The organism is Polaribacter sp. 2305UL8-11, assembly GCF_058147165.1.
Window position 1 is genome coordinate 197,368 of the sequence record NZ_JBYVJW010000001.1, and the last position, 18,208, is coordinate 215,575.

Sequence of the window (18,208 nt, forward strand, 5' to 3'; positions counted from 1 at the left end):
ATTAATTGGTTATTAGTTGATTTTAATTTGATTTGTTACACTTTTTAACTTTTTATTTTCTCTTTTGGTGGATTTGGTAAATCGTCAAACCCCATATTGAATAACGTAAAACCAAAAATATCTGCTGTTTCTTCTATAACTTTTGAAATTGGTTTTCCTGCTCCATGACCAGCATTTACCTCAATTCTAATTAAAGTTGGGTTGTTTCCTGTTTGTTTTTCTTGCAATTCTGCTGCAAATTTAAAACTGTGTGCAGGTACAACTCTATCATCATGATCTCCTGTAGTAACCATTGTTGCTGGGTAAGAAACGCCTTCTTTTACATTATGTACTGGCGAATATCCTTTTAAATATTCAAACATTTCTTTACTGTCGTTTGCAGTACCATAATCATAAGCCCAACCAGCACCAGCTGTAAATGTATGATAACGTAACATATCTAAAACTCCAACAGCAGGTAAAGCTACTTTCATCAATTCTGGTCTTTGTGTCATAGTTGCACCCACTAATAAACCACCATTAGAACCTCCACGAATTGCTAAAAAATTTGATGATGTGTATTTATTTTCAATCAAATATTCTGCAGCAGCAATAAAATCATCAAACACATTTTGCTTTTTCATTTGAGTACCTGCATCATGCCATTTTTTTCCATATTCTCCTCCACCTCTTAAATTGGGTACTGCATAAACGCCTCCTTGTTCCATCCAAACAGCGTTTGGAATACTAAAAGATGGTGTTAAACTGATGTTGAAACCTCCATAACCATATAAAATTGTTGGATTTTTTCCATTTAGTGCTATTCCTTTTTTATGCGTAATAATCATTGGCACTTTTGTACCATCTTTAGAGGTGTAAAAAACCTGTTTGCTTGTAAAATTATCAGAATTAAAGTCGATAGCTGGTTTCCAATACGATTCATATTTACCGCTTTTTGGATCGAATTTATATAAAGAACCTGGTGTGCTGTAATTTGTAAATGAAAAATACATTTCTTTTGCATCTTTTTTTCCTCCAAAACCACCTGCAGAGCCAACTCCTGGTAATTTTACTTCTCTAATTAACTTTCCGTCAAAATCATATTGTAATACTTTAGAAACTGCATCTACCATATATGTTGCAAAGAAATAACCAGCTCCAGAAGATGGACTTAGTACATTTTCTGTTTCTGGAATAAAATCTACCCAATTTTCTGGTGATGGATTGCTTGCATCTACAGTAACTACTTTTTGGTTTGGAGCATTTAAATTGGTTTGTAAATACAATTTGCTGCCTCTATTATCAATAACGTAAGAATCGCTTTTCACATCATCTAAAACTGTAATTAACTTACTATTGGGTTTTGATAAATCTTTGATAAACAATTTGTTACCAGAAGTAGAAACAGATGCAGTAATTACCAAATAACGATTGTCTTCTGTTAAATAACCACCAACATACCTGTGTTTTTCTGACGGGATTCCGCCAAAAATAACAGGATCATTTTCTTGTGATGTACCTAATTTGTGATAATATAATTTATGCTGATCTGTTTTTGCAGATAACTCACTTCCTTTAGGTTTGTCGTAAGAAGAATAGTAAAAGCCTTCATTTTTGTACCAAGAAATTCCAGAGAACTTTACATCAACCAAAGTATCTTCTTTTATGGTTTTTGCTTCTGCATCCATTACAATAATTTTTCTCCAGTCAGAACCACCTTCAGAAATTGCATAAGCAGCAGTTTTTCCATCTTCAGAAAAACTTAAGGAACCTAAAGAAGTTGTTCCGTCTTCAGAAAATGTATTTGGGTCTAAAAATACTTCTGCATCTCCATCTCCTTTTTTACGATAGACTACATATTGATTTTGCAAACCATCATTTTTATAAAAATACGTGTAATCTCCCTCTATAAAAGGACGTCCTACTTTTTCGTAATTCCATAATTCTGATAAACGAGATTTTAATTGTTCTCTATAAGGAATTTTACTTAAATAATTAAAAGTAACCTCGTTTTCTGCTTTTACCCAAGCTTCAGTTTCTTTGCTTCGATCATCTTCTAACCATCTGTAATTGTCTATAACAGCAGTTCCAAACAAGGTGTCTACAACTGGTTTTTTTGTGGTTTCTGGGTAATTCACTTCTATATTTCTTTGTTTCATTTCTTCTTTACAAGACACTAAAATAATGCTTGCTATTAAAAGTGGGGCTATAAATTTAGTTTTCATATTTATTGTTGATTAGATAATGTCTCAAAATTAGAAGTTATTTAACATATTATCAGTTATTTAACAGTTTTTAACGTTTGCGATTCCATATTGATGATGTTTTGTAATTTATAGTATTTAAAAACGACTATTTTTACAGAATAATAAAAATGAATTCTTCAATAAAGATTGAAGAAAAAATAGTTTCCCTTTTTTCAAGGGAATACATTTAATAAGAAATTTCGACTTTGTCGAAAAGAAATATTTAAAATATGACAGAGAATTTAACAAAAGCAACTTTTTTAGAAAAAGTATTTAATTTTGAAGAAAACAAAGAATGGAAGTTTGAAGGTGATAAACCTGCATTAATAGATTTTTATGCAGATTGGTGTGGCCCTTGTAAAATGTTGGCACCAGTTTTAGAACAGTTGTCTAAAGAATATGAAGGTAAAATAGACATTTATAAAATAGATACAGAAGCAGAACAAGAATTATCTGCTGCATTTGGTATTAGAAGCATACCATCTATGTTGTTTTGTCCTGCAGAAGGTGAACCACAAATGGCAAATGGTGCTTTACCAAAGGCAGATTTAGAACGAATTATTGCAGATGTATTAAAGGTTACTAAATAAGGATATTGTCAGTTCGAGCGCAGTCGAGAACTCATTATTAAATCCCAAAACTACTTTTTTGGGATTTTTTTTATTTAAATTTTTATACCTAAGATTTTTATGCATAATAAAATTATGTATATTTGATGTGAGCAACAAAGACAAAATTTATTGTCAGTTCAAGTGGTTTTAAAATGAAGTGAAAACGGAATTTTAAAATTGTATCGAGAACAGATTAACTTCTCGATACAATTTTCTTCATTCTTTAGAAAATAACTCGAAGTGACAATAGAAGTAAGAAATAAAAACGATTACACATCAAAAATGGGAAATCAGAAATTATACAAAGGATCTTTACAAACCATCATTTTAAAGCTATTAGAAAGTAACGATAAAATGTATGGCTATGAAATTACACAACATGTTAAAGAACTTACCAAAGGCGAGCTAAAAATTACAGAAGGTGCTTTGTACCCAGCTTTGCATAAATTAGAAGCAGATGGATTGTTAGATGTAGAGGTTGCAAAAGTGGGTAATAGACTCAGAAAATATTACAAACTCACAGAAAGTGGCACTAAAGAAACTGCCAACAAACTACAAGAAATGCAAGAGTTTTTAAAAACGATGCAACATTTGGTAAACCCTAAATTTAGTTTGGAGTAAGATGAAAAAGAACTACGAAATAACAGAAAACCAATTGGACTTTTTGGAGGATTATTTACAAAGAAAATACCCAAATATTTCTAATGAAACTAAAATTGAGTTGATAGATCATTTAATTTCTGATTTTGAAGCAACTACAGAAAACGTAAATTTATCTCAGTATTTATCTAACGAATTGGATTTTATTAGGAGATTTGTTTTTAACGGAGTTGGCAAAGTAAAAAAAACATATAGTAAATTAACTTGGCAAAAATTCTTTAGTTTTTTTATTGATTTTAAATTGATTCCATACACAATACTAATAATTGTATTTTTCTTCTTTTTAGCAGATAACTTCAGTAATAAGTTTTCATTCATCACTTTAGGAATATTACAGTCAGTTATTCTGATTTCATGCTCTGTTTTTGGAATGATAAATAAAAAGAAATTAAGAAAATTAGACGAAGTAAAATATTTGGGTGCAGAAATTTGGCTTCCGTTTTTATTGGTTCAACTATTAACTCAAGAAGATATTGGAGATTTTATTTTATCAAACACTTATTTATTTACAATTTATGCTTCATTTATAATAATTTATGCAATAGCGACCTTTATTATTTTAAGAAATCAAAGAAAACAAATCTTAGAGAAATACAAACACTTGTTAAACTAATGCTATGGAATTAACAAAAGAGCAAATACAATATATAGAACATCGTTTAGAAAACGAAGGAATAAAATACTGGGACATTCGCATAGAAATGTTAGACCATGTGGTTACTGATGTTGAGAAAAAATTAAAATCCAAAAACACCAAAAATGAATTTAATGAAATGGTTACAGAATCATTTGCTGCTTTAGGTTGGAAAGAGAATTTTAATGGAGTTGGTTTTGAATATATGTTAAAAAAGAGATTAAAATTGTACAACAAGAATCAAAACAAAAAGTTCATTAAATATATGATAAAGACCATTTCAAATTTTAAATTTATTTTGGGTGTATTATCATTAACAATAATTGTTTTTGTTTTTCAGGGAAATAAAACATTATTAAAAAGTTTATTTTTAATAATGTTTGGGCTTTATATTGTTTTTATGTTAAGGTTTGCCATTAAACATAAGGTAATGAATTCAGCAAGATTATCATCATCATTAATCTTTACATCCTTTCCTATAGCAATTTTTAATTTGTTAATTTATATCCCAAAGGTATTCTTTGATTATAATATTGGTATTGATAAAATATCTTGGATAATAATAATTGTGGTGCCTTTTACTGTAATTGGAATTAGCTATTTAAATGAAGAATTTAAAAAAGCTCAAAAAATTTATAATCAGTTAATTTCTTAATTTTTTAGTTATGAAACTAACAAACTCACAAATAGAACAACTCTACAAATTCACCAGAAAACATTATGTAGAACACTATGATGTACAAACAGAGTTGGTAGATCATTTAGCCAATGATATTGAAGATATTTGGCAACAAACCCCAAAGCTTTCTTTTGAAGAGGCTAGAGATAAATCATTCAAAAAATTTGGCATTTTTGGTTTTATGGATGTTATAGAAGCTAAACAAAAACAGATGAGTAAAAAGTATGCTAAAATACTTTTTAGGTTTATTAAAGAATGGTTTCGTTTACCAAAAATTATAAGTACAGCAGCTATTTTTATAATTTTCTTTACAATTATGCAATCCCATATTTCAAAAGCAATTGTATTTACAACTTTACTGCTTGTTGCTTCTTATGAAATGTATTTGGTTTGGAAAAGAAAAAAACAAAAGAAAGAACAAAAAGAAAAAAAAGTTTTTCTGCTAGAAGCTATGATAAAACAAACCAGTGCAGGTTTTACAACACTCACATTAATCAACGCATTAAACTTTATCAATATAGCAGATATAGAGTTTAATAAATTGTCTCTATTTTGGATGTTATTTTGGGCGCTATTATTAACATTATGCATTATTATTTCTTATATTATTAATATAATTCTTCCAGAAAAAGCAGAAGAATTACTAATAGAAACCTACCCAGAATATAAAATTGTAAAAAATCTGTAACAAAACCATTTTTTAAACAACTAATCACCAAATCAAACTAATTACTAAATATGATTTCACAATTTTTAAAATTAGAATGGAAACAATATTTTCGTTCTTCTCATTGGCAAAAAGGAATCGCCCTTAAAATAATAATGGGCTTTTTTGTTTTGTATTTTTTAGTTATCTTTTTATCAATAGGTATAGGAGGCTATTATCTTTTAAAGAAAGAATTTCCAGATTCAGACCCTTTACAAATTGTAAACTCATATTTACTTTTTGCAATTCTGGGAGACTTAATTTTTAGGTATTTAATGCAAAAACTCCCAGTAATGAACATAAAACCATTGCTTATTCTACCCATAAAAAAAAGCAAGTTGGTGCATTATGTTTTAGGCAAATCTGCCTTTTCTGCATTTAATATTTTAGGGCTATTTTTTTACATTCCTTTTTCTGTTGTATTAATTAAAGAAGGCTATAATACAACAGGTGTTTTAGGTTGGTTGTTAACAATGTTTTTAATAATTCAATCTGCAAACTTTTTAAATTTTTTAATCAACAAAAACAACAAAGCATTAATTGTTATTGCAACACTTTTAATTACTTTAATTGGGTTGCAAAAATTTGATATATATGATGTAGTTACTGCTGGAGGTAAAATATTTGATTTTATTTACACAAACCCAATTTATTCTTTAATTGGAGTTGCAGTTTTAGCAGCTTTATATCAACTAAATTACAAACAATTACTCAATCAAGTATATTTAGATGAGGCAGTAAAAACAAAAGTAGAAGAAGCAAAAACAGCAGATTTATCTTGGGTAAATAAGTTGGGAGATGTAGCACCTTTTATTAAAAACGACATTCGTTTAATTTGGAGAAATAAAAGAACAAAAACTGTTTTTTTAATGTCTTTCTTGTTTCTTTTTTATGGATTGATATTTTTTACACAAAAAACATACAGAGAAATGCCAGCAATGCTAATGTTTGCCTCTTTATTTATAACAGGTGGTTTCGCATTAAATTATGGTCAGTTTATTCCTGCTTGGGATAGTGCTCATTATAAGATGTTAATGAGTCAGAGTTTTAGGTATCGTAAATTTTTAGAATCTAAATGGATTTTAATGGTGGTAATGACATCAGTTTTATATTTTCTAAGTTTCCCTTATTTGTATTTTGGGATAGAGATTTTCTTAATGATAACAGCTGGAGCTATTTTTAATATTGGTTTTAATTCGCTTTTTTTATTGTATACAGGCTCTTTTAACAGAAAAAGAATAGATTTAACAAAAGGTGGTTTTGGCAATACACAAGGTACAAGCGCAACACAGTTTATCATTATCATTCCATTAATGCTATTACCAATGTTGTTATTTTGGGTTTTTAATAAGTTTGTAGGTGGCAGTTCTGGTTATATAGTTGTAGCAGCTATAGGAATTATAAGTTTGCTATGTAAAAATTATGTGATGAATTTTATCGAGAAAAAATATATACAAGACAAATATGCTATGATTAACGCTTTTGGAAAAGAAGCATAACTAAATAATAAGACACAATGATTACAATAGATACAGTTTCAAAAAAATACGGAAAAGCAGAAGTTTTAAATGTACAATCAATAGAAATTCCAACTGGTCAGAGTTTTGGTTTGGTAGGAAATAATGGTGCAGGAAAAACAACATTATTCAACATTTTACTAGATTTAATTAGACCAACAACAGGTGCAATTACCAACCATAATATTGTGGTAAATCAAAGCGAAGAATGGAAAAATTTTACAGGTTCTTTTATTGATGAGTCTTTTTTAATAGGCTATTTAACACCAGAAGAATATTTCGATTTTATTGGCGATTTAAGAGGCATGAATAAAGCAGATGTTGCAAAATTTTTAACACAGTTTGATGAGTTTTTTAATGATGAAATAATTGGTAAGAAAAAATATTTAAGAGATTTAAGCAAAGGAAATCAGAAAAAAGCAGGAATTGTAGCTGCAATGATGGGAAATCCGCAAGTGGTAGTTTTAGATGAGCCTTTTGCAAATTTAGACCCAACAACTCAAATTAGATTGAAAAAAATTATCAAAACCCTTACAGAAAATAGAGAAATTACAGTTTTAGTTTCTAGTCACGATTTAACACACGTAACAGAAGTTTGTGAAAGAATTGTGGTTTTAGATAAAGGAAATGTGGTAAAAGATATTGAGACATCATCAGAAACCCTAAAAGAATTAGAAAGCTATTTTGCTGTGTAAGTAGGCTATTCTTATTTTATTACTATTTTTACACTCTTATTTATACTATTTTCTAAAGAAAGTAGTTGTAAATAAGAGTTTTTTACTTTCTTAGCGATTGGTAACTCATTGTTTAATCAATATTATTTTTGTGAAATACACCAAAAAAACAATTCTTATTCTTTCTGTTTTTACAGTGCTATATGCTTGTAGCACAAAAAAAGACACGATTATTAGTAGAAATTGGCATGCGCTAAATACAAAATACAATGTATTATTTAATGGTAAAGAAGCCTTTAAAAAAGGAATGGAAGCCATAAATAATGGTTACAAAGAAGATTGGTTTAAAAGATTACCTATAGAACCTATAGAGTTTGAAGAAGATAAAATAGAAATTCCGAAATCTAACAATAGTATTGGTGCAGGTTTTGGTGATGAAAAGAAAGAAACCAAAAAAGCAGAAACCCCTTTTGATAAAGCAGAAGAAAAAGCTGTAAAAGCCATTCAAAAACACGGAATGAATATTAATGGCATAGAAAGAAACAGGCAAATAGATGATGCTTATTTATTATTAGGTAAATCCAGGTATTATTCGCAACGTTTTATACCTGCAGTAGAAGCTTTTAATTATGTAATTGCCAATTATCCTGATGCCAATTTAATTGCAGAAACAAAAATTTGGAGAGCAAAATCTAATATAAGATTAGATAATGAAGAATTTGCCATAGAATCTATGAAACTTTTACTTGTAGTAAGAGATACTTTAGAAACTAATTTACCAGAAGAAACAAAAGAACAAGCCTATACAGCTTTGGCAATGGCTTATGTAAAGTCAGACAGTCTTCAAAAAGCTAAACAAAGTTTACTAAACGCAACAAGAACTTTACATTTAAAAGAACAAGCTGCCAGAAATTTGTTTGTTATTGGGCAAATGTATAGTGCAGAAAACAAAAAAGATTCTGCTGTAATGGTTTTTAAAAGATTGCTAAATTTTAAAAGAGCACCTTATAAATACAAGATTCATGCACATATAGAAATTGCTAAAAACACTACCAAAGATTCATCTAAAGTCGCTTTAATCGAAAAAATGGATGATTTAATTAAAAACATAGAAAACAGAAAATATTTAGACAAATTGTATTATCAAACAGGTGTTTTACATGAAGATAATGATAGTATTAATCTAGCTATAAAATATTATAATAAATCTTTAAGAGCTAACAATGGTAGTGCAACTCAAAAAACATTTACCTATGAAAAACTAGGTAATTTATATTTTAAAAACTCAAAATATATAGTTGCAAATTCTTACTATGATAGTGTTTTAAATGTATCTTCAGACACATTAAATTTAAAATACAGAAGAATTAAAAGAAAATCTAAAAACTTAGTTTCTTTAATAAAATATGAGAACTTGGTTGCCACTAATGATAGTATTATTAAAATTGCTTCGATGCCTAAAGTTGCTCAAGAAACGTATTTTCAAAATTATATAGACAGTATTAAAAAGAAAGACGAAGAGTTAGCTCAATTACGTTTAAATCAACAAGCATTTGGAGGATCTTTTGGAGGTTCTGGATTACAATCAAACAACAAAGGCAAATGGTATTTTTACAATACGCAGTCTTTAAATTTTGGAACCACAGAGTTTAAAAGAATTTGGGGTGATAGAAAATTAGCAGACGATTGGAGGTGGTCTTCAAAAATAAATATAGACAACACAAAAGATTCTACACAAGTAAATAAACAAAGTTCACGATACGATTTGGCAAGTTATCTAAAAACCATTCCAACAGACAAAAAAGTAATAGACACTTTAAAATTAGACAGAAACCAAGCTTTGTATGAGCTAGGATTAATTTATAAAGAGCAATTCAAAGATACAGCTTTGGCTATAAGTAGATTAGAAAGAGTAGAAACACTAAACCCTAAAAAAGAATTAATTTTACCAATTAACTGGCATTTATATCAAATTTATAATGGATTAGGAAACACCTCTAAAACCTCAAAATATAAAAATATAATTTTAACAGAATATCCAGAAACAAAGTTTGCACAGATTATAAAAAACCCAAACACAGTTTTAAAAGACGAGGTTAAAATTAGCGAACTAGAAAAAACATATAAAGAAACGTATTATCTCTATAAAAAAAGTAAGTATATAGAAACAGTTTCTAAAATAGACGAAATTTTACCTAATATTCAGAATTCAAAATTAATTCCTAAATTTGAACTCTTAAAAGCTTATGCAGTAGGTAAATACAGAAATAAGGAAACGTATAAAAAAGCCTTAGAGTTTGTTGCTGTGAATTATGGAAATACAGAAGAAGGGAAAAAAGCAAAACAAATTTTAAAACAATTAACAAAGAAGTAATGTTTAGTAGCAAAGAAAAAAATAAAGAAAAACCTCAAAAACAAAAAACTATGGAAAGAAATGTTGTTGCAAAAAACACAGCAATTGTTGGTGATATAAAATCTGATGGAGATTTTAGAATTGATGGTACTTTAGAAGGAACTTTAACTACAAATGGTAGAGTAATTATTGGTGTAGATGGCTTTATTAAAGGAAAAGTAGAGGCAACCAATGCAGATGTAGAAGGTAAATTTTCTGGAGAGCTTTTTGTATCTAACACCCTAACAATAAAAACAACAGCAGATATTTCTGGAGATGTAATTATAGGTAAATTATCTATAGAACCTGGAGCGTCTTTTAATGCAACTTGTGCTATGAAAGGAGCTGTAAAAGAACTCAACCAAACAAATGAAAAAAGAACCTCAGAAAAAACCGCTTCATAAAGCCATTGCACTTTCTGGTGCAGGTTTGCAAATGGGGTTAACCATCTATTTAGGTTTTTTATTAGGAAAATGGTTAGATAAAACTTTTGAAACCAACTTTTTAAAAGAAACCATAACCTTATTATCTATTTTTTTAGCAATGTATGCATTAATTAAACAAGCCAATAAAATTAATGATTAAAAGCATTCTTGTTTATACTGTAGTTTTCTTTTTTCTTTTTTTAGTTAGCTTTTCTCTTCATCAACTTTATTTAGAAAATCAAGAATTAATCTTGCCTTTTTCACTTAAAAAAGTATACCTATTTCACCTTAGTTTTTCGCTATTAATATGTACCAATTTTTTGCTCTTATCAACTGTTGATAAAATTTTTGATCAACTAGGTTTTATATATTTAGGTACAATTGTTTTAAAACTCATTCTTTTTTCTGTAATCTTTTATAAATCAATATTTACAGAAGCAGATTTATCTCTTATTGCAAGAATATCTCTATTTGTACCAATGATTATTTTTTTATTAACAGAAGCTGTTTTTATAGCTAAAATTTTAAATAAAAAACAATAAAAAAAAATAGCTTAAAAAAAGGTTTGTCATTTTGAATTATTGCATATCTTTGCGCCGAATTTAGAAAGCGTATTTTAACAATGAAGATTGCACAAAAAACAATCAAGTTTCTTTTAATAGCAGCAGTAACCTTCTTTACTTCGGTTGGTTTTGCATCAGAATCTGATAAAAAACAAGATAACCAAAACGATGGTGGTCGTGTAAATACGAAAGAAGAAGTAGAAGCTTACATTCTACATCACATTAAAGATTCTCATGATTTTTCTTTCTATTCTTACACAAATGATGAGGGTGAAAGAATTCATGCAGGTTTTCCATTACCAGTAATTTTATGGACAAGTGAAGGTTTGGTTACTTTTATGTCTTCAGAATTTCATCATAATGATGATGGTCATGTAATTGTAGAAAAAAAAGGATTAAAGTTCGCAAAAATTCACTCAAAAATTTATGAATTAGATAAAGGTGCTACAACAGTTTCTTTTGATGAAGCACATCATGCAACCAATGCACATAAAGTTTTAGATTTCTCAATCACTAAAAGTGTTGTAGGTATTTTATTAATTGGTTTCTTATTATTGTTTTGGTTCTCAAGATTGGCAAAACAATACAAGACAAAGCAAATTCCAACAGGTTTTGCAAGAGTTTTAGAGCCTTTAGTATTATATGTTCGTGATGAAATTGCAAAACCAAATATTGGCAAAAAACATTACAGAAGATTTACAGGATATTTACTAACGGTATTTTTCTTTATTTGGGTATTAAACCTTGCAGGTTTAACACCATTAGGTTTTAATGTTACAGGCCAGTTAGCAGTAACAGGGTGTTTGGCAATTTTTACATTAATAATATATACTGTAAGTGGAAACAAAGATTACTGGATGCACATGATTTGGATGCCAGGAGTTCCTGTTTTAATTCGTCCAGTATTAGCAATTATAGAATTAGCTGGAGCGTTATTAATTAAACCATTTTCATTATTAGTTCGTTTGTTCGCAAACATATCAGCAGGTCATATTGTGGTAATGAGCTTAATAGCAATTATGTTTACACTAAAACAATCTTTAGGGGTTGTAGGTGCAACAGGGTTGTCTTTAGTATTATCATTTTTTATAACATTAATTGAGGTTTTAGTGGCTTTTTTACAGGCTTATATCTTTACAATGCTATCAGCTTTGTTTATTGGTATGGCTGTAGCAGAACACGAACATCATTAATACAAGTTTGTTTAATTTAATATAAATACATTTATTATGTACAATTTAATTGGAGCAGGATTAATCGTAATCGGAGCAGGAATTGGTTTAGGTCAAATTGGTGGAAAAGCAATGGAAGGTATTGCTAGACAACCAGAAGCAACTGGAAAAATTCAAACAGCAATGATTATTATCGCTGCATTATTAGAAGGTTTAGCATTTGGAGCATTATTCTTAGGAAAATAATCCAAACAGAAACAAAAAATAGCGTTCTGTAACGGTTGGTTACAGAACCTATTTTAAATTAAACAAAAACAAGAGAAAATATATAATTAGTTTATAGAATGGAAACTTTATTAAACGATTTTTCACCAGGGTTATTTGTAGTTTCAACAATCTTATTGTTAGCATTAATTGCTTTAATGGTAAAATTTGCTTGGAAACCAATTTTAAACTCTTTAGAAGAAAGAGAATCAGGTATTGAAGACGCTTTAGCAGCAGCAGAAAATGCACGTAAAGAAATGCAAAATTTACAAGCAGATAATGCAAAATTAGTAAAAGAAGCTAGAGCAGAAAGAGATGCAATGATGAAAGAAGCTAGAGACATTAGAGATAAAATGATTGCAGAGGCTAAAGAAGATGCAAAAGAAGTAACAACTAAGTTAATTGAAAATGCACAAGCTTCTATAGTTCAAGAAAAGCAAGCAGCTTTAGCAGAGATTAAAAAGAATGTTGCAGAATTATCTATAGGTATTGCAGAGTCTGTAATTAAGAAAGAATTATCTAATAAGAAAGATCAATTAGAATTAGTTGAGGGAATCTTAAAAGAAGTTACTTTAAACTAAGATAAAATGAAAGACGCAAGAGCAGCATTACGTTACGCAAAAGCAATCTTAAATCTTGCAACAGATTCTAAATCAGAATCTGCAGTAAATAACGATATGTCTTTAATTGCTTCAACTATTTCAGAAAATAGTGAGTTAGAAGTAATGTTAAAAAGTCCTATTGTTAAATCATCAGATAAAATGAATGTGTTAAACGCATTATTTGATGGTAAAGTAAATAATATTACACTTGGCTTATTCCATTTATTAGAAGACAATAAAAGAATAGCAATGTTGCATAGTGTTTCAAAACAATACGCAATTGTTTTTGATCACTTAAAACATACACAAGTTGCAAGAGTTACTACTGCAGTGCCTTTAACAAAAGAAGTAGAAAAGCAAGTTTTAGATAAAATAATTTCTCTTACAGGAGAAAAAGCAAATTTAGAAAACGTAATTAATCCAGATATTTTAGGCGGATTTATTTTACGTGTTGGAGACGTGCAGTATGATGCAAGTATCTCTAATTATTTAAACGAATTGAAAAAGGAATTTGACAACAGTCATTACATTCCAAAAATTTAATAATACATCAAATTATAAAAGATGGCAAGTATTAAACCAGCTGAAGTATCAGCAATTTTAAAGCAACAGTTAACAAATTTTGAAGCAAAAGCTACTTTAAACGAAGTAGGAACTGTGTTACAAGTAGGAGATGGAATTGCTCGTGTTTACGGTCTTTCTAACGTTCAATATGGAGAATTAGTAGAATTCGAAACAGGACTAGAAGGTATTGTATTAAACTTAGAAGAAGATAATGCAGGTGTTGTATTATTAGGAGCTTCTACTTCTATTAAAGAAGGATCTACTGTAAAACGTACAGAAAGAATTGCTTCTTTAAGAGCAGGTGAAGGAATTGTAGGAAGAGTTGTAGATACATTAGGAAGCCCTATAGATGGTAAAGGACCAATTTCTGGTAAAACTTATGAAATGCCTTTAGAGCGTAGAGCTCCTGGAGTTATTTATAGAGAGCCAGTAACAGAACCATTACAAACAGGTATCAAATCTATTGATGCAATGATTCCTGTTGGTAGAGGTCAACGTGAGTTAATTATTGGAGACCGTCAAACAGGTAAATCTACAGTTGCTATTGATACCATCTTAAATCAAAAAGAATTTTACGATGCAGGTGCTCCAGTATATTGTATTTATGTTGCAGTAGGACAAAAAGCATCTACAGTTGCAGCAATTGCAAATATGTTAGAAGAAAGAGGTGCTTTAGCATATACAACAATTGTAGCAGCAAATGCATCAGACCCAGCAGCAATGCAGGTTTATGCACCATTTGCAGGGGCTGCAATTGGAGAATATTTTAGAGACACAGGTAGACCAGCTTTAATTATTTATGATGATTTATCTAAACAAGCTGTTGCTTACCGTGAAATTTCTTTATTATTAAGAAGACCTCCAGGACGTGAGGCTTATCCTGGTGATGTATTTTACTTACACTCAAGATTATTAGAGCGTGCTGCAAAAGTGATTAATGATGATAAGATTGCTAGCGAAATGAACGATTTACCAGATTCTTTAAAAAATATCGTAAAAGGTGGAGGTTCTTTAACAGCATTACCAATTATCGAAACACAAGCAGGAGACGTATCAGCATATATTCCAACAAACGTAATTTCGATTACAGATGGACAAATTTTCTTAGATGGAGATTTATTTAACTCTGGTGTTCGTCCAGCAATTAACGTAGGTATTTCTGTATCTCGTGTTGGAGGAAACGCTCAGATTAAATCTATGAAAAAAGTATCTGGTACTTTAAAATTAGATCAAGCTCAGTTTAGAGAATTAGAAGCATTTGCTAAGTTTGGTTCAGATTTAGACGCAGCTACTATGAGTGTAATTTCTAAAGGACAACGTAATGTTGAAATTTTAAAACAAGCTCAAAACGATCCTTTCGCAGTAGAAGATCAGGTAGCAATTATCTATGCAGGTTCTAAAAACTTATTAAAAGATGTTCCTGTAAATCAAGTAAAGAAGTTTGAGAAAGATTATATAGATTACTTAAACGCAAAACATAGAGATACTTTAGACGTATTAAAATCAGGTAAATTAACTGATGAAGCTACTTCTGTTTTAGAAGCAGCTGCAGCAGAGATAACTAAGCATTTTGCTTAATTAGACTTTAGGTTTTAGAGGTTAGTGGTTAAACTAACAACTAAAAACTAATAACTAAAAACTAAGAAATGGCAAACTTAAAAGAAATACGTAATAGAATTACTTCTATTAAATCAACAATGCAGATTACATCTGCCATGAAAATGGTTTCTGCTGCAAAGTTGAAAAAAGCTCAAGATGCAATTACGGCAATGAGACCGTATTCATCTAAACTAACTGAATTGTTGCAAAATTTAAGCGCAACTTTAGATAGTGATGTTGGTGGAGTATATTCTACACAAAGAGAAGTTTCTAAAGTTTTATTAGTGGTAGTAACTTCTAACAGAGGTTTATGTGGTGGATTTAATTCATCAATTGCCAAAGAAGTTATTAAAACTGTAGAAGAGAAATACAGTAATGTAGCAGTAGATATTTTTTCGATAGGTAAAAAAGGTGCAGACGCATTAGCTAAACAATTTAATGTTATTGCAACAAGAAATGATATTTTTGATGACTTAACGTTTGATAATGTTGCAGCCATTGCAGAAAAATTAATGAGTTTGTATGCAGAAGGTACGTATGATAAAGTTGAGTTAGTTTACAATCAATTTAAAAATGCAGCAACTCAATTACCACAAGTAGAACAATTTTTGCCAATTAAACCTATTGAGGGTGGAGATGCATCTGCAGTAAACTCTGATTATATTTTTGAGCCATCAAAATTAGAAATTGTTGAAGCTTTAATACCAAAGTCTTTAAAAACGCAATTATATAAAGGAATTAGAGATAGTTTCGCTTCAGAGCATGGAGCACGTATGACAGCAATGCACAAAGCAACAGACAACGCACAAGAATTAAGAGACGAATTGTTGTTAACTTATAACAAAGCACGTCAAGCTGCAATTACTAATGAAATTTTAGAAATTGTTGGGGGAGCTGAGGCACTTAATAATTAGGCGTAGCCAGATTATTAAAAGAAGTAGAAGCTTCGAATAATTAAACGTAGCGTAGCGAAGTTAAATATTCAAAAGAGCTGAGGCACTTAATAATTAGGCGTAGCCAAGTTATTAAAAGGAGCAGAAGCTTCGAATAACTAGAAACAATTATTATATTTTTTGCAAAAGCAAGAAAATAAAAACATAAGAAGAGCTTATCAAATTTTTGATAAGCTCTTTTTTTATATCTTGGCACACAGTTTGAATCACTTTTAACAAAACACATAAAATGAAAGCAATGAAAATTTTATCCATCTTAGCAATTATATTTGGTTTTTCACAATGTGGAAGTTCAAAATTTGATAAAAGTCCGCCATTTAAAATAAATACAGCTTCTTATACAAATTGGGTGGGAGGCCAAGCAGGAGTTAAAGGAACAAGAGTAGAAATAACATTAATAGAAATAACAGAGCCTACTTTTGAGAAATTATTTTTTAGAGATATGGAAACTAAGTTAGAAACGAAATCTGTTGATGGTAAAACCCTGTTAATTGGTCATTTTAATACATCAACCATAAAAAGAGATGTAATTTTAGATATCGATTCTAAAAAAGAACTAAATAACCAAGTTCCAAAACAAAACAAGTTTTCTTCTATATTAAAAAATGATGAAGCTGTAATAAGTTATACAATCAATAACAAGTTACATTATTACAAAATAAAAGATATAAAAGAAATAAAACAGCAAATAAATAGATTTAATTAAATCATTGAAAATCAATATACAAACCACTCATTAAGAGTGGTTTTTTATTTTTGGCACGTAATTTGAATAATTATAAGCATAACCTTAAAACAGAAGCTTATGAAATCTATAAAATTACTTTTCACAATTATTATAACTGGAGTACTTTTTAGTGCATGTACAGTTTTTATCGAAGATGATTTTGTTGAAAACAACATCTCTTTAGAAGAAGTGGTTTCTGGGTACGATTTATGGTATGTAGATTATCACAGAACAACAGGTAATGGAGATATTCCATACGTATCAAAAGCGTTTACATTATCTTTTATAAATGGTATTTTATATGCAAACAATAACATTGTAGATATTGGTAGAACTGGAAATGGTTTAGGAATTGATGTAGGAAGCTATAATACATTTAACGGACTTTTAGAAACCAATCACGATATAGATGGTATTAATGATTTTGAAGTTACTATTTTGTCAAATAATGAGATAAAATTATACAACCACAGACAAAATGTAAGTTATTATTTAATAGGTTATCAAGTAAATGAGTTCGATTATGACAAGCTGTTTTATGAAAACATAGAATACTTTTTACAAGAATATACAGCTTGGTCTAAAGTAGATACACAAGGAGGCGTTCCTAATGCTTTTGATGATGAAAATCACCTAGCATTTACACCAGAAAATATAACAACATTTTACAGTTCTCAAGATGATTTTGGCACGCAAATTGATTCTATTAATTGGAGTTATGTTGGTGGATATGAAATCTTTGATGTTACAGGTTTTGAAGACCTTAAAATTTTAACATTGAATTATGATGGAGGAGATATAGAAGAGTTCGAATTAAGCGTTATTAATGATGGTAGAATACGTCTTTATAACGTAAACTCAGAAACAACATACGATTTTACAGGAAGAGGATTTGTACAATATTTAAAAAGCGGAAAAACAAAAAAAGAAGCAAAAAATAGTGTAAGGAATGAAGGAAGAAAACGTACTAAAATAAAAAGACAAATAAAGAATAGAAGAAATTTAAAATAAAGTTTGGTTAGTTGATTTTTGGTTGGTTATTGCTTAATAACCAATTGAAAGGGAAACCGTCCTGAGGAGGACGGTTTTTTCTTGTTTATAATTATATGAAAAGTTGATTTTTAGAATTTAAATAAAGTTAATTTGTTTCCCTATTTTTAAATATTAATTGTCAATTTGAGCGCAGACTAAAAGCCTTTTTTACATATTAGAATTTTTAATTGATTTTTGCTGCGCTCAAC

At 29.3% G+C, this 18,208-nt stretch carries 20 protein-coding genes; 19 read left to right on the top strand and 1 reads right to left on the bottom strand.

Features of this window, described 5'->3' with window-relative positions; all coding sequences use genetic code 11:
* Positions 1 to 44 precede the first annotated feature (44 nt).
* Positions 45 to 2,204 (bottom strand): prolyl oligopeptidase family serine peptidase, encoded by a 2,160-nt coding sequence (locus ACY2RW_RS00905; protein ID WP_490120805.1) that lies wholly within the window; start codon positions 2,202 to 2,204, stop codon positions 45 to 47.
* Between the two features lie 251 nt (positions 2,205 to 2,455).
* On the opposite strand from ACY2RW_RS00905, the gene trxA reads away from it, so the two are divergent.
* The 19 genes from trxA to ACY2RW_RS01000 all read left to right on the top strand — a co-directional run bounded on the left by trxA (position 2,456) and on the right by ACY2RW_RS01000 (position 17,978).
* Positions 2,456 to 2,815 (top strand): thioredoxin, encoded by a 360-nt coding sequence (gene trxA / locus ACY2RW_RS00910; RefSeq protein WP_490120806.1) that lies wholly within the window; start codon positions 2,456 to 2,458, stop codon positions 2,813 to 2,815.
* 303 nt (positions 2,816 to 3,118) lie between these two features.
* Entirely contained in the window at positions 3,119 to 3,457 is a 339-nt protein-coding gene (locus tag ACY2RW_RS00915; RefSeq protein ID WP_490120951.1) for a PadR family transcriptional regulator, read from the top strand.
* A gap of 1 nt (position 3,458) precedes the next feature.
* Positions 3,459 to 4,109, top strand: coding sequence for a hypothetical protein (locus tag ACY2RW_RS00920; RefSeq protein WP_490120807.1), 651 nt, complete (start codon positions 3,459 to 3,461; stop codon positions 4,107 to 4,109).
* A 4-nt stretch (positions 4,110 to 4,113) separates the two neighbouring features.
* Positions 4,114 to 4,785, top strand: a complete 672-nt coding sequence (locus ACY2RW_RS00925) for a hypothetical protein (RefSeq protein ID WP_490120808.1) — start codon at positions 4,114 to 4,116, stop codon at positions 4,783 to 4,785.
* Positions 4,786 to 4,795: 10 nt separating this feature from the next.
* On the top strand, positions 4,796 to 5,497 hold the full coding sequence (locus tag ACY2RW_RS00930; protein WP_490120809.1) for a hypothetical protein: 702 nt from the start codon (positions 4,796 to 4,798) through the stop codon (positions 5,495 to 5,497).
* A gap of 50 nt (positions 5,498 to 5,547) precedes the next feature.
* Positions 5,548 to 7,014, top strand: coding sequence for a DUF5687 family protein (locus tag ACY2RW_RS00935; RefSeq protein ID WP_490120810.1), 1,467 nt, complete (start codon positions 5,548 to 5,550; stop codon positions 7,012 to 7,014).
* A 17-nt stretch (positions 7,015 to 7,031) separates the two neighbouring features.
* Positions 7,032 to 7,727 (top strand): ABC transporter ATP-binding protein, encoded by a 696-nt coding sequence (locus ACY2RW_RS00940; RefSeq protein ID WP_490120811.1) that lies wholly within the window; start codon positions 7,032 to 7,034, stop codon positions 7,725 to 7,727.
* Positions 7,728 to 7,857: 130 nt separating this feature from the next.
* Positions 7,858 to 10,080, top strand: coding sequence for a type IX secretion system periplasmic lipoprotein PorW/SprE (gene porW / locus ACY2RW_RS00945; protein ID WP_490120812.1), 2,223 nt, complete (start codon positions 7,858 to 7,860; stop codon positions 10,078 to 10,080).
* Positions 10,080 to 10,502 carry a bactofilin family protein gene (locus ACY2RW_RS00950; protein WP_490120813.1) on the top strand — a complete coding sequence of 141 codons (423 nt, stop codon included), beginning with the start codon at positions 10,080 to 10,082 and terminating at the stop codon, positions 10,500 to 10,502. Before porW ends, ACY2RW_RS00950 begins: the two co-directional genes overlap by 1 nt.
* Positions 10,468 to 10,683 carry an AtpZ/AtpI family protein gene (locus ACY2RW_RS00955; protein WP_490120814.1) on the top strand — a complete coding sequence of 72 codons (216 nt, stop codon included), beginning with the start codon at positions 10,468 to 10,470 and terminating at the stop codon, positions 10,681 to 10,683. The genes ACY2RW_RS00950 and ACY2RW_RS00955 overlap by 35 nt, the downstream gene beginning before the upstream one ends.
* Positions 10,676 to 11,065 (top strand): DUF6168 family protein, encoded by a 390-nt coding sequence (locus tag ACY2RW_RS00960; RefSeq protein ID WP_490120815.1) that lies wholly within the window; start codon positions 10,676 to 10,678, stop codon positions 11,063 to 11,065. The genes ACY2RW_RS00955 and ACY2RW_RS00960 overlap by 8 nt, the downstream gene beginning before the upstream one ends.
* Positions 11,066 to 11,145: 80 nt before the next feature.
* Entirely contained in the window at positions 11,146 to 12,279 is a 1,134-nt protein-coding gene (atpB, locus tag ACY2RW_RS00965) for a F0F1 ATP synthase subunit A (RefSeq protein ID WP_490120816.1), read from the top strand.
* Between the two features lie 36 nt (positions 12,280 to 12,315).
* Positions 12,316 to 12,504: an ATP synthase F0 subunit C gene (gene atpE / locus ACY2RW_RS00970; RefSeq protein ID WP_013993139.1), complete on the top strand. Its 189-nt coding sequence runs from the start codon at positions 12,316 to 12,318 to the stop codon at positions 12,502 to 12,504.
* Positions 12,505 to 12,602: 98 nt separating this feature from the next.
* Positions 12,603 to 13,103, top strand: coding sequence for a F0F1 ATP synthase subunit B (locus ACY2RW_RS00975; RefSeq protein ID WP_490120817.1), 501 nt, complete (start codon positions 12,603 to 12,605; stop codon positions 13,101 to 13,103).
* Between the two features lie 6 nt (positions 13,104 to 13,109).
* Complete coding sequence (atpH, locus tag ACY2RW_RS00980; protein WP_490120818.1) at positions 13,110 to 13,667, top strand: ATP synthase F1 subunit delta; 558 nt, start codon at positions 13,110 to 13,112, stop codon at positions 13,665 to 13,667.
* Positions 13,668 to 13,688: 21 nt separating this feature from the next.
* Positions 13,689 to 15,266, top strand: a complete 1,578-nt coding sequence (atpA, locus tag ACY2RW_RS00985) for a F0F1 ATP synthase subunit alpha (protein WP_490120819.1) — start codon at positions 13,689 to 13,691, stop codon at positions 15,264 to 15,266.
* Between the two features lie 68 nt (positions 15,267 to 15,334).
* Entirely contained in the window at positions 15,335 to 16,201 is an 867-nt protein-coding gene (gene atpG, locus ACY2RW_RS00990; RefSeq protein ID WP_490120820.1) for an ATP synthase F1 subunit gamma, read from the top strand.
* Between the two features lie 268 nt (positions 16,202 to 16,469).
* Entirely contained in the window at positions 16,470 to 16,946 is a 477-nt protein-coding gene (locus ACY2RW_RS00995; RefSeq protein ID WP_490120821.1) for a hypothetical protein, read from the top strand.
* A gap of 99 nt (positions 16,947 to 17,045) precedes the next feature.
* Positions 17,046 to 17,978, top strand: coding sequence for a hypothetical protein (locus ACY2RW_RS01000; RefSeq protein WP_490120822.1), 933 nt, complete (start codon positions 17,046 to 17,048; stop codon positions 17,976 to 17,978).
* Positions 17,979 to 18,208 lie beyond the last annotated feature (230 nt).